The 13023-nt window shown below is 70.6% G+C and carries 9 protein-coding genes; 5 read left to right on the plus strand and 4 right to left on the minus strand.

Annotated elements, in window-relative coordinates; genetic code table 11:
* Positions 1-3: 3 nt before the first annotated feature.
* The 3 genes from IE178_RS17720 to IE178_RS17730 all read right to left on the minus strand — a co-directional run bounded on the left by IE178_RS17720 (position 4) and on the right by IE178_RS17730 (position 7094).
* On the minus strand, positions 4-3213 hold the full coding sequence (locus IE178_RS17720; RefSeq protein WP_193512984.1) for an alpha-L-rhamnosidase: 3210 nt from the start codon (positions 3211-3213) through the stop codon (positions 4-6).
* 320 nt (positions 3214-3533) lie between these two features.
* Complete coding sequence (locus tag IE178_RS17725) at positions 3534-5795, minus strand: RICIN domain-containing protein (RefSeq protein WP_193512985.1); 2262 nt, start codon at positions 5793-5795, stop codon at positions 3534-3536.
* Positions 5796-6044: 249 nt separating this feature from the next.
* Positions 6045-7094, minus strand: a complete 1050-nt coding sequence (locus tag IE178_RS17730) for an LLM class flavin-dependent oxidoreductase (protein ID WP_193512986.1) — start codon at positions 7092-7094, stop codon at positions 6045-6047.
* Positions 7095-7488: 394 nt separating this feature from the next.
* On the opposite strand from IE178_RS17730, the gene IE178_RS17735 reads away from it, so the two are divergent.
* The 5 genes from IE178_RS17735 to IE178_RS17755 all read left to right on the plus strand — a co-directional run bounded on the left by IE178_RS17735 (position 7489) and on the right by IE178_RS17755 (position 12649).
* A complete protein-coding gene (locus tag IE178_RS17735; protein ID WP_184765271.1) occupies positions 7489-8511 on the plus strand; it encodes a LacI family DNA-binding transcriptional regulator in 1023 nt (340 codons plus the stop codon).
* Between the two features lie 290 nt (positions 8512-8801).
* A complete protein-coding gene (locus IE178_RS17740) occupies positions 8802-9935 on the plus strand; it encodes a glycoside hydrolase family 12 protein (RefSeq protein WP_193512987.1) in 1134 nt (377 codons plus the stop codon).
* Between the two features lie 122 nt (positions 9936-10057).
* Positions 10058-10600 (plus strand): cellulose binding domain-containing protein, encoded by a 543-nt coding sequence (locus IE178_RS17745; RefSeq protein ID WP_193512988.1) that lies wholly within the window; start codon positions 10058-10060, stop codon positions 10598-10600.
* Between the two features lie 104 nt (positions 10601-10704).
* Positions 10705-11781: a lytic polysaccharide monooxygenase gene (locus IE178_RS17750; protein ID WP_193512989.1), complete on the plus strand. Its 1077-nt coding sequence runs from the start codon at positions 10705-10707 to the stop codon at positions 11779-11781.
* Positions 11782-12163: 382 nt separating this feature from the next.
* Positions 12164-12649, plus strand: coding sequence for a hypothetical protein (locus IE178_RS17755; RefSeq protein WP_184765274.1), 486 nt, complete (start codon positions 12164-12166; stop codon positions 12647-12649).
* A gap of 70 nt (positions 12650-12719) precedes the next feature.
* Here IE178_RS17755 and IE178_RS17760 read toward each other — a convergent pair whose 3' ends face one another.
* Positions 12720-13004: a carboxypeptidase-like regulatory domain-containing protein gene (locus IE178_RS17760; RefSeq protein ID WP_193512990.1), complete on the minus strand. Its 285-nt coding sequence runs from the start codon at positions 13002-13004 to the stop codon at positions 12720-12722.
* Between the last annotated feature and the right edge of the window lie 19 nt (positions 13005-13023).

Here is a 13023-nt window from a genome sequence, read left to right on the forward strand (position 1 = left end):
GTGTTACGCGGTGAAGCGGTGGCTGCCGGAGCCGACCCGGTAGACGGCGCAGCCGTCCTCCGCACGGAGGAACGTCGCGTCGGTGTGGGTGACCGCGCCCGGGGCGTCCGTGGGGATCCAGACCTCGGCGGTGGTGTTGGGCGGCACGGTGCACGACAGGGTGAAGTCGCCGGACCGCCCGCGCCACTGTGTCGTGACGGGACCGTAGGGCGAGGTGAACCTGGCGCGGGCGGAGGTGACGTCGCCGCCCGGGCGTGGGCGGATGACGATCTCGCGGTAGCCGGGCCGGGCCGCCGAGATGCCCGCGATGTTGGTGTACATCCACTCGCCCACCGAGCCGTAGGCGTAGTGGTTGAAGGAGTTCATGTCCGGTGTCTGGAAGCCGCCGTCGGGCCGGACGGAGTCCCAGCGTTCCCACATGGTGGTGGCGCCCTTGTCGATCTGGTAGCCCCAACTGGGGAAGGAACGACGGTGCAGCAGCCGGTACGCGACGTCGGTGTGGCCCGTGTCGGTGAGGACGGGCAGCAGCCGGGGAGTGCCGAGGAAACCCGTCGACAGATGCCAGTCCTTCGCCTCGATCAGGGCGACGAGCCGGTCGGCCGCCGCCTTCCGCAGGGAGTCCGGCAGCAGGTTCATCGACAGGGCGAGGACGTAGGCCGTCTGAGTGTCACCCTTCACCCTGCCGTCGGCGCCGACATAGGCGTTCCGGAACGCCGTGCGGATACGCGTGAAGAGGTCGGTGTAGGGGGCGGGGTCCTGGTCCAGCTCGCGGGCCATCCGGGCCGCGAGGTCGGCGCTGTGCGCGAAGTACGCCGTGGCGATGACGTCCTTCGGCGTCTCGTCGGAGACGTTCAGCCAGTCGCCGTATCCGGCGGCCGGCCGCAGCAGACCGTCGCTGTTCGTCTCCAGGTACCGCAGCCAGGCCCGGACCGACGGCCAGGCGTCCTCCAGCACCCGGAGGTCCCCGTAGGCCCGGTACAGGGCCCAGGGGACCGTGACACCCGCGTCGCCCCAGCCGGCGGCGCCGTTGCCGATGTTGCCCACGATCGGTGCCACGTCCGTGAAGGCGCCCTGCGGGGTCTGGGCGTCGCGCAGGTCCACCAGCCATTTGGTGAGGAAGCGCGCCGACTCCATCGTGTACGCGGCCGTCGGCGCGAAGACGTTGATGTCACCCGTCCACCCCAGCCGCTCGTCGCGGGCGGGCGTGTCCGTCGGCACGGAGAGGAAGTTGCCCCGCTGACCCCATGTGATGTTGCGGTGGAGCGTGTTCAGCATGGGGACGTCGGTCTCGAACTCGAAGGTGAAGGGCGCGTCGGTGTGCATGACCCGGCCCGTCACGGCCCGCGCCGGGGGAGTGCCGGGGAACCCGGTCACCTCGACGTAGCGGAAGCCGTGGAAGGTGAAGCGCGGCTCGTACGTCTCCTCGCCGCCGCCCTTGAGGGTGTACGTGTCGGTCGCCGCGGCGCTGCGCAGGTTCGCGGTGTAGAGGGTGCCGTCCGGGTTGAGCACCTCGGCGTGTCTGAGCCGTACGGTCGTCCCCGCCTCACCCGAGACCCGCAGGCGCACCGAGCCGACCATGTTCTGACCCAGGTCGAAGACGAAGACACCCGGCTCGGGCTCCGTCACCTTCCGGGCCGGGAGTTCCTCGGTCACCCGCACCGGGCCGTCCGACTGCGCGACGATCCGACCGGGAGCGCCCTCGCCCGCTTCGCGGACGCCGAGCCAGGTCCGGTCGTCGAAGCCGGGTGAGGTCCAGCCGGGGGTCTCCTTGCGCGCGTCGTAGGTCTCGCCGCTGAGGAGGTCGGCGGCGACGATCGGCCCCGAGGCGGCCCGCCAGTCGGTGCCCGAGGTGATGCGCTCACTCGTCCCGTCGGCGTACTCGACCTCCAACTGGGCGAGGAACGCCGGTCGTTCACCGTACTGGTGGGGGCCGAACATGCCGACGTTGCCCGCGTACCATCCGGGGGCCACATACGCCCCGATCGCGTTGCCGCCGGGCCGCAGCAACGCGGTGACGTCGTACGTCTGGTACTGCACGCGCTCGCGGTAGTCGGTCCAGCCGGGCGCTAGATGATCGCGGCCCACACGCCGGCCGTTCAGGTGCGCCTCGTACAGGCCGAGGGCCGTGGCGTGGAGCCGCGCGCGGGACACCTCCTTGCGCGGGAGCCGGAACTCGTGCCGCAGCTGGGTGACGGCGAAGGAGGCCGGGACCACCTTTCCCCAGGGGCCGGTTCCCCACGCGGCGGCCTCCTTCGCCGCCGGCCAGCCGCCGTCGTCGAAGCCGGCGTCGCGCCAGCCCTCGGCCGGTTCGCGGTCCGTCGACCTCCAGGACGCGTCGGTGACGATCCGCCGCTCGCCGGACGCCGTGCGGAGCGTGAGGACGGCGACCATACCGGCGGGTCCCTCGGCCGCGTTGGTCGCGGCGACCGCGAGGACGTTCTCACCGGAACGCACCTGCGCGAGGACGTCGATCACGGCCGGGCGGCGCCACCCCTCGTTGTCCGTGGCCAGGTCGGTGCGCGCGACCTCGGTGCCGTTGACGGACACGGTGTACACGTTGTCCGCGGTGATGGCCAGCTTCGCCGCCGTGACTGCGTCGGGAACGTCGAGGGTACGGCGGAACCAGCGGGTCGCCGCCGGGGCGCTGCTCGCCGGATCGCCCTCGGGGAACCAGATCCAGGAGCTGCCCTCCAGCGACGGCGCGTCCGTGAGCTCCGGGGGAGCGGAGACCCATCGCGCGGACCACTGCGAAGCGTCCATGAGACCGGTCTCCCACCACGACGGCGTGCTCCAGGGGGAGACACGGCCGTCGGCGTCCCACACCCGGACGGACCAGAAGTACCGTGTCCGGGGCCGTAGTCGCGGGCCGCCGTACGGGACGAGCACGGACTCGCCCGACGTGACCTTGCCGCTGTCCCAGATGTCGGGGCGTGCGAGGCCCGACGCGCGGGAGGCGACACGTACTTGGTAGGCGCTCTGGCGCACTCCCGGAGTGTCCGAGACCAGGGGCCAGCTGAGCCGGGGGCGTTGCACGTCGAGGCCCAGGGGGTGCCGCACGTACTCGACGGTCGGACGGGTGACGCGCGGGGCGCCGCGCCGCGCGGGTGTTCGGGCGGACGCGTTCACCGGCGCGGCCGTTGCCGACCCGGCGTCGACGGCGGCCGCGGCAACCGTGGCCGCCGCGGCCGCCATGATGCTTCTCCTGCTGACCACTACGACTCCTCACATGGAAATGATGAATCGATTCACGGGGAACGTAGAGAGCCCGTGAGGCGAGGGTCAATGAGCGTGCGGCTCTTTGTTGTGGTGAGGGCGGACGCGCTGGGTGGAGGCCGTGATCGCGCGGCGCCCGCCCGATTGAACGGTTTCAATCGACGCCGGCGGTGGGACGCGAGGCGCCGGTCCCACCATCGGGGTCACGAGGGCGGCCCCGGCAGCAGCCCCACCCCACTGGGGCGGGACTCTGCCGGGGCCGCGTTTCGGGCCGGACGCTCAGCCGCCGCTCGGAGCCGGCGAACGCGTCGAGCTGCGCCTCACGGGTAGTTCACCAGGTTGGCGACATTCGTGGCGGAGTTGGAGGGCCCTCCCCGGTCGTTGATGACGTGCCGGATGGTGCCCGTGCCGCCGAGGGAGACGGTCACCATGTTCTGGAAACGCACGTTCGGGTTGTTGGGGACCTCGAAGGCGTGCTCGGCGGTGACGCCGGGGTTGACGTTGAAGTAGCAGTAGCTGCCGAGCCCGTACGCCTGGTGGCTGGTCACGTGGTCCGCGACCTTGTAGGCCGCGTAGCCCTGTGTGGAGCCGTTCATCCAGGCGGCCTGGTTGGGTGGGTCGTACGGCATCTCGTTCTGGTAGAAGTACGTCCGCCCGCCGTTGCCGTTCCAGATGGTCTGGTGCTTCTGGTAGTGCTCGACGAACAGGCCGTACATCGTCACGTTGTCGCCGTTGACGACGAGACCGGTGTCGGCGGTGTTGGTGTTCCAGCCGATGCCGTCGCCGTGATCGCCGCGCCAGATCCACATGTGGTCACCGATGACGTGGTCGCTGTTGACGACGAGGCTCGTCGTGGCCTTGCCGGCGTGGGCGCCGCCGACACGGAAGTACACGTCGTGCAGCGAGGTGGGGTTCGCCGCATGGCCGGCCGAGGCGCCGGACGGGCCGACCTCCATGAGGGTCCGCGAGTTGGTGGTGCCGGCGTCGAAGAGGACACCCGCGATCTTCACCCCGTCGACGTCGGCGACCGTCATGGCCGTGACGCCGTTGTCCGGGACGAAGGTGGCGAGTCCGAGTCCGAGGACCACGGTGTCGGGCCGGGTCACCCGCAGGGTCTCGTTCAGGTGGTAGACGCCCGGAGTGACCAGCAGGTTCTTCCCCTCGGCCAGCGCGGCGTTGATCTGCGCGGCGCTCGCGCCCGGCTTGACGACGTAGAACCGGTCCATGCCGAGCGAGGTGCCGGCCGCCGTTCCGTTCGCCCACGTGGTCGCCGTGGAGTTGGTCCGCAGCGCCGGGACGAAGACCCTGTAGGCCCCTGCCGCGTCCACGTACAGGAAGGGCTTCTCCCGCACCGTCGGGGTCTGGCCCACCGTGGTGTAGGGCGGGTTGGGGAAGCTGGTGCCGGGCACGCCCTGGCTGCCGACGAAGACCATGTTCCAGTTCGAGCCGGTCCAGCTGCCCAGCTGGGAGTTGCGGGTCAGCCACTGCTGCTGGGTGCCGGAGCGGACCTGGCCGTCGATCTTGCTGTCGGCCATGAAACCGCCGCTGGACCAGCCGCCGTCACTGAGCTCCAGGTTGCCCCGCACGTGCATGCGCCGGTACGCGGACGCCTGCGACACCGCCCATCGGTCCGTGCCGCCGGTCGGGTTCACCGAGAGGTTCTCGGCGCCGCGCCAGAAGTTCTGGGTGGCGTTCTGCGGCGGGAACCAGTCCGCCTCGACGTGCACCGCACCGTTGATCGTGACCGAGTCGGGCGACTGCCCCAGGCCCAGGACCTGGGTGTAGAAACCGACATTGACGTCGTTGCTGTATGTGCCCGGCTTGAACAGGACCGCGTGGCGCTGGGAGCCGAACTGGTTCGTCTCCTGCTGCCGGAAGATCGAGTCCAGTCGGCTCTGGATGGTCGACGACGGCATCGACGGGTCGAAGACCGCCACATTGGGGCCGAGGTCGACGTCCCCGGGCGCGGTGCTCGCGGGCGTGACCTGGAAGCGCTGGGCCGCCGAGCCGTTGCAGGTGTACTGCACCAGCTGTACGCCGTCGGCCGTCGAGGCGGACGGGACGTCGAGGCACTTGCCGCTGTGCCGGTTGACGAAGTGGTAGGCGCCACCGCCCTCGTCGACGGGCAGCCACTGCTGGTTGTTGCCACCCCCGTACGTCCACAGGTGCACGGCCGCGTTGTCGGCGGTGGACACATCGCTGACGTCCACCACCTGCTGGGCGTCGTTGCGGTTGTTGATCCGTACGTAGCCGTCACCGGTCGATGTGAGACTCCACTGCTGCGCCGTGGTGTTGTTGCAGGTGTACTGCTGCACGGCCGTGCCGTTGACCGTGCCGGCCGCCCGGGCGTCCAGACACTTCCCGCTGCCGCTGTTCACCACGGTCGACCACCCCGTGGGCAGCGCGGCGGCCACGGCCGCTGAGCCCGGGGCGGCGTCGGCGGCCCGGGCCGGCTGGAGGGCGGTGAGGGCGGAGGCGGCGGTGGCGGCGGCCACGACCACAGCGGTCCAGGGGCCGCGGACACGGCTGACCGGGATACTGCCGAAGCGGCCACCGAGGCGTGGTCGCGAAGGTCTGTGCATCGTTTCTTCTCCTGTCCGCCGGGGCGGCTCGAGAGGGGCCTCTCCCGTCTCCGACCACCGGCCGATTGGCGTGTCTATGACAGCCGAGTGGAGGCATTGGTGCGGCGTTCGGTGGGGGCTGTGCGACAGGTGGGGGGTGGGGAGGAGGAGCGCTTTCTTCAATTCGTGATTTAAGGAGTGATGGAATTTCCTGTCAAGAGGTCGGTCCAGTCCGAGAGGGCGGCCGGCGCCGAGGCCGGCCGCCCGGGTTCAGGCCATCGCCGGCATGATGTGCTCGCTGATGAGGCGCAGTTGGTCGTCGGCGTCCGCCACTCCGTCCAACTCCAGGCCGGTGAAGGCCCGTACCAGCCGCCGGTCCGTGATGGCGCAGATGACGTGGTTCACGCCGCTGGGCGCGATCTGGGTACGGATCTTCTCCGCGCATTCGTCCGGGGTGCCCGCGATGGACAGTCGCTCGGCGACCTCCGGCGTGGTGAGTTCGATGCCCCTCGCCAGGTCGCCCGCGCCGATCGCTTCGACCACCGGTTTCAGCTCGGCGGGGTCGACACCGTTGCGGCGCAGTTGTTCCTCCGGCATGGAGGAGGCGTAGATGCCCACCATGCTGCGGGCCGCTTCCTTCGCCCGCCGGGAGTCGTGCCCGGTGGCGAACACCACCCAGGCGCCGATGTCGAGGGAGCGCCAGTCCTTGCCCGCCCGCTCCGCGCCCGCCTTGATGTGGCGGACGGCGTATGCGTACGCTTCCGCGGTGTAACTCAGCGCGTGGTGGCATCCGTCGGACAACTCACCGGCCGCCTCGAAGGACTTGGGGCCCCGCATGGCCCCGAGCTTGAGAGGCACGCGCTGCTGGACCGGACGGGCGAAGGTGAACAGCCCGTCGTAGGAGTAGAAATCGCCGCGGTGCGTGATGGCGCCCTCGTCCAGCAGTGTCCGTACCACGTGCAGCGCTTCCTTGACGCGGGACAGAGGCCGGGTACGGGTCCAGTCGATGCCGTACTGCGCCAGGAGGCCGAAGTTGCCGCTGGACAGCACGGCCTCGGCGCGCCCGCCGGAGAGTTCGTCGAGCGTGGCCAGCGCCTGCGCGATCAACGTGGGTTCCCGCAGGGTGACCGGGGAGACGCTGGGACCCAGGCGGATGTTCCGTGTCTGACCGGCGGCCACGGCGAACAGCAGCCACAGATCCTTGTGCCATGTCTCGTCCGCCGCGTAACAGGCGTAGAAGCCCAGTTCGTCGGCGAGTCTGATGGACGCCAGCGAATCCTGCAGCGGATAGTCGGGTAACAGCGCGTAACTGAACCTCATGAGCGTGTCCTCTCCGGCCTCGGCCAAGCGGTCACCGACCCGTCCAGTGTCCAGCGGGGCCCGGCGACTGGCCAGTGCCCGCACCGGAACCGGACACGGCCCGTCCCTGTCCGGTTCCGGTGCGGGGAAGTGCGGGTCGCCGGACCGGCGGCGCGGGTGACGTGCGTCGGTCTCCGAATCCGCTGATGCGCACGAACCGCCTCCGTGGAGGACGGGCCGTGGCTCATCGCTCAGTCTCCACCACGCCGGAAGGCTCGGTCGGGATGGCGTCACGACACCGCGGGCACTGTCCCGGGTCATGACGAAAAGACCGTCACGCCGCCCGGAAGAACGCCTTCCGCACCCTGCCGCCAGGCCTGGGTCGTAAGATCGAGTGATCTCGTGGGGGGTGGTCATGGGCAGGCAGCGTCCCGGCACACCGACGCTGGAGGAGGTGGCCGCGCTCGCCGGTGTGGGGCGGGGCACCGTCTCCCGCGTCATCAACAACGCGGCGGGCGTGAAGGATTCGACGCGTCGTCTCGTGCAGCGCGCCATCGCCGAACTCGGGTACGTGCCCAACCTGGCGGCCCGTTCGCTGGCGGGCCGGCGCGCGGACGCCGTGGCGCTGGTCATGACGGAGCCGGACTGGCGCCAGTTCGGTGAGCCGTTCTTCTCGGAGATCGTCCGCTCCGTCGGCGACGCGCTGACCGACACCAAGGTGCAACTGCTGCTCACCCTGGTCCGTACGAACGCCGAGCGGCAGCGCCTCGTGGAGTACGCGCGCGGCGGCCGGGTCGACGGCGTCATGCTGATGTCCGTGCACGCCGAGGACGCGCTGCCCGACATGCTGGCCGAGGTGGGGCTGCCCACCGTCCTGCTGGGCCGGCGCTCCGGTGACGAGAGCGTGACCTACGTCGACGCGGACAACGTCGGCGGAGCCCGCAGCGCGGTGGCGCACCTGCTGAGCCACGGCCGCCGCGCCGTCGCGACCATCACCGGCCCGCGCGACATGTACGTGGCCCAGTGCCGGTTGCGCGGTTACCGTGAGGCGCTGGAGCGGGCGGGTGCCGAGGGCAGGCCCTCCTGGATCGTCCAGGGCGACTTCTCGGAGGACAGCGGGCGCCGGGCGATGGCCGAACTCCTCGAGCGGGCACCGGAGATGGACGCGGTCTTCGCCGCGTCGGACACCATGGCCGCCGGAGCGCTGACCGCCCTGCGGGCGGCGGGCCGCCGGGTCCCCGACGACGTCGCGGTGATCGGATTCGACGACTTCCCGCTCGCCCAGCGCACGGATCCGAAGCTGACGACGGTCCGACAGCCGCTGGAGGAGATCGGCCGGGCCATGGTGCGGTTGCTCCTGGAGGAAATGGAGGACTCGGCGGTGGCCTGGCGGCACGTCATCCTCCGCACGGAACTGGTGCTCCGCGACTCCGCCTGAGCCGTCCCACCCGCTCGCCCCCTCCACCCGTCCGCATTCGCCCGCCCCCGCCGGTCACGCCGTCCCCGAAAGTTTCGGGAGCGCTCCCGTAGCGGGCCACGTTGTGGATCATCCCCACTGACCTGCGGCTTCGAAATCAATTCGACACGTGCCCGCGCACAGTCTTGTCAGGGACATGTGTAGCTTCTACGCTCCCGTCCGAACCGAGTTATGGGAGCGCTCCCATCGTTGGGGAGAAGGGAGCGCTCCCGATCGGCAGGCCCCCCGCACCCTCTTGGAGAGGTCCCCGCATGCGACGGTTACGGCACCACACCCGCCCCCTGCGCGGCCTGTTCGCGACGCTGCTCACCGCTTTCGCCGTGGTCGCGGCGCTGATGACCGCGACGGCGCCCGCCCAGGCCGACACCACGATCTGCGAACCGTACGGTTCGACCACCATCCAGGGGCGCTACGTCGTCCAGAACAACCGCTGGGGCAGCAGCGCCCCCCAGTGCGTCACCGCCACGGACACCGGCTTCCGTGTCGCACAGGCCGACGGCTCGGTGCCGACCAACGGCGCTCCGAAGTCGTACCCGTCGGTCTTCAACGGCTGCCACTACACCAACTGCTCGCCGGGCACCAACCTCCCGGCGCGGATCAACGGCATCTCCGGCGCGCCCAGCAGCATCTCCTACGGCTATGTCAGCGATGCCGTGTACAACGCCTCGTACGACATCTGGCTGGATCCGACGCCCCGGACCGACGGCGTGAACCGGACCGAGATCATGATCTGGTTCAACAAGGTCGGTCCGATCCAGCCGATCGGCTCCCAGGTCGGCACGGCCACCGTGGGCGGGCGTACCTGGCAGGTGTGGTCGGGCAGCAACGGCTCCAACGACGTGCTGTCCTTCGTCGCACCGTCCGCGATCGGCAGCTGGAGCTTCGACGTCATGGACTTCGTCCGGGAGACCGTCGCGCGCGGCATGGCGCGGGACGACTGGTACCTGACGAGCATCCAGGCCGGTTTCGAACCCTGGCAGAACGGTGCGGGGCTCGCGGTGAACTCCTTCTCCTCGACCGTCAACACCGGCGGCGGCACCCCGGGCGAGCCCGACCCCAGTGGCCCGGCGGCGTGCACGGTGTCGTACGCCACCCATGTCTGGCAGGGCGGCTTCACCGCGAACGTCACCGTGAAGAACGGCGGTTCGTCCGCCGTCGACGGCTGGAAGCTCGCCTTCTCCCTGCCCTCGGGGCAGCGCGTCACCAACGCCTGGAACGCGTCCGTCACTCCCTCCTCGGGAACGGTGACGGCGAGCGGTCTGAACAACAACACGCAGATCGCGTCCGGCGCCAGCCAGACCTTCGGGTTCCAGGGAACCTACAGCGGCACGTTCGCCCAGCCGAACGGCTTCAGCCTGAACGGCACCACCTGTACGACCGCGTGACGCGACCGGCGGGCCCCGCACCCGCCGTGTCCCCTGCCCCGGGGCCCGCTCTTCCTCCCTGCGCCGACAGGGCGGGCCCCGGGGCGACCTCACCGCCGGACCGTCCGGAAAGGCCCGTCCACATGAGCCGCACGCCGTTCTCCCACCGGCCGGCGATCACCGCCGCGCCGAGTGCCGTGGTCCTGTCCCTGACCGGGCTCACCGGCGCCGCCCCGCCCCCGGAGCCGCCCTCGACCGCAGCCGCGCCCGACCAGGACCCGTCGCTGCCGGTGGCGGACCGTGTCGAGGACCTGCTGTCCCGGATGTCCCTGGACGACAAGACCGGCCAGCCGACGCAGATCGAGAAGGACGCGCCGGTACCGCAGTCCGACGTTGGTCTGACCTACGACACGGCACCCGACCCGGATCCGGACCCCGATTCCACGCCCACGGCGTGCACCGCCCGGTTCCGGGTCACCTCCTCCTGGTCGGGCGGACACCAGGCGGAGGTCACCGTCGAGAACACCGGGGCCGAACCGCTCACCGGCTGGTCGGTCGAGCGGCCCCTGGAAGGGACGGCCGTCACCAACTACCGCAACAGCAGCCCGTCGGTGACGCGGGACGGGGCCACCGTCCGCAACACCGCCCACAACGGCACCCTCGCGCCACACGCCACCCCCTCCTGAAGCTCCCCCCGCGCGTCCGGGCGACGTCCTTCCCCGGACGGGCGGGGGGTTCCAACTCTCTGTATGCCCGCCCTGATGAGTTCACGATCGGAACAGGAGATCCCATGGCATTACGCAGCAGATTCGTCTCCCTGGCAGCGGTACTGGCCACCCTGCTCGGAGGGCTGGGCCTCAGTTTCCTCTGGCAGAACGACGCGCAGGCGCACGGCGTGGCGATGATGCCCGGCTCGCGCACCTACCTCTGCCAACTGGACGCCGTCACCGGCACCGGGGGACTGGACCCGACCAACCCGGCCTGCGAGGACGCGCTGAACAAGAGCGGCTCGTCGGCGCTGTACAACTGGTTCGCCGTCCTCGACTCCAAGGCCGCCGGGCGAGGCGCCGGCTATGTGCCGGACGGCACGCTGTGCAGCGCCGGTGACCGGTCCCCGTACGACTTCTCGGCCTACAACGCGGCCCGCGCGGACTGGCCCCGCACACATCTGACGTCCGGGGCGACGATCAAGGTGCAGTACAGCAACTGGGCCGCGCATCCGGGTGACTTCCGGGTCTATGTCACCAAGCCCGGCTGGTCGCCCACGTCCGCACTGGGCTGGAACGACCTGGAGCTCGTCCAGACCGTCACCAACCCGCCCCAGCAGGGCTCGCCCGGCACCAATGGCGGCCACTACCACTGGGACCTGAAGCTGCCCTCCGGCCGCTCCGGCGACGCTCTGATCTTCATGCAGTGGGTGCGTTCGGACAGCCAGGAGAACTTCTTCTCCTGCTCCGACGTCGTCTTCGACGGCGGCAACGGAGAGGTGACCGGCATCCGGAACTCCGGCAGTACGCCGACCCCGACGCCGACTCCGACGGATCCGCCCACGCACACCGGTTCCTGCATGGCCGTCTACAACGTGGTCAACTCCTGGGACGGCGGCTTCCAGGGCTCGGTCGAGGTGATGAACCACGGGACGTCGCCGCTCAACGGCTGGGCCGTGCAGTGGAAGCCCGGCACCGGGACCCGGGTCGGCAGTGCGTGGAACGGCTCCCTGTCCTCCGGGTCCGACGGCACGGTGACGGTCAGAAACGTCGACCACAACCGGGTGATCGATCCCGACGGGAGTGTGACGTTCGGCTTCACGGCCACCTCGTCGGGCAATGACTTCCCGGTGGGCACGATCGGCTGCGTGGCGCCCTGAGGCCGCGGATGCCCATCCCCGCCCCCGCGGCCGTGCGGCGGGGGCGGGGGTCGTCCGCCCGGCGACGACCTCGGTGACCGGTGACTGAGCGGTCACGACCACTGCCGGACGACGGCCGCATGCCGCACAGGGCGGGTCACGCCGGTGACCCACCCTTCTCCCGCGTGCGCGCGCCCGGACGGGCCGGGGCGTGGTGCCGGTGGGCCGGTCCAGCCACTCGGACAGCAGGGAGCGCTCGGCGTCGGTGGGCATCGGCAGGTCCGGTACGGCGGCCCGGAAGGCGACGGCGGCCGCGGTGGTCCTAGCCCGTACCGGCGGCGCTGGGTGGACGCCGGGCGTGTGGCGCCCGCCGGGGCCGGGAGCGCTGCCATCCTCTCCATCCATGGATGTCAGCACCTTCTACGCTCTCTTCTCCACGACCTGCTTCGCCCTGGTCGGCCTGTGGTGGAACGTCGTCCAGAGCCATGCCGACTGGATGCGCGACCCCGCCCTGCGCCGCGTAGTCGGCGGGATCTACCTGTCCTTCCTGCTGCCCGCCTTGATGGGCCTGTTCGCCCAGGTCGGGGGTACCGAGCAGCCGCGGGTATGGCGGACGGCCTTCATCGTCCTCTCCGTGATCGGCTGCGTGTGCACCCTGCGACTGCTGGCCCGGGCCCGCCGCGACCACTTCATCATCTGGCAGCAGGTCGCTGCCGCGCTGCTCTACGCCCTGATCGCCGTCGTCGGCGCCTTCCCCGAACTCGCCCGCCACGTCGAACTGCGCCCCATCCAGACCGAGGCTCTCATGCTGATCGTCCTGATCATCCTGGCTCACGCCCTGGTCTGGCGGTACATGGCGGGAGAGGGTCGCGCCGACGAGGAGGCCTGAATGCCTTACGGCTTCGCACGCCGCTCCGTGGCCACGGAGGAGCCGCACCACGGGTCGTCCGCCATACGGATCACACTCCGCCGACGTGGAACTCCACCCGGGCCGGTTCCCCGGAGGTGGCCCGTGCCGAAGCCTGCGAGAGCGTGTCATCAAGCGCGCGACACCGGACCGTGTAGACACCTTCCACCGGCACCGAGAAGGAGAAGGTGCCCTCACCGCTGGTCAGGGCGGCGATGTCCGGGAAAGGGCCGGGCCCGTCGACGAGGTGGACGGTCGCGCCCCGGACCGGCTTGCCTGCGGTGTCGAGCACGACTCCGGTGATGAGGCAGCGGCGGGTGCCCTGCGGCTGCGTCATCCGCGCCGTCCGGTCAGCC

The sequence above is a fragment of the Streptomyces griseoloalbus genome (assembly GCA_014650015.1).
Taxonomy (GTDB): Bacteria; Actinomycetota; Actinomycetes; order Streptomycetales; family Streptomycetaceae; genus Streptomyces; species Streptomyces griseoloalbus.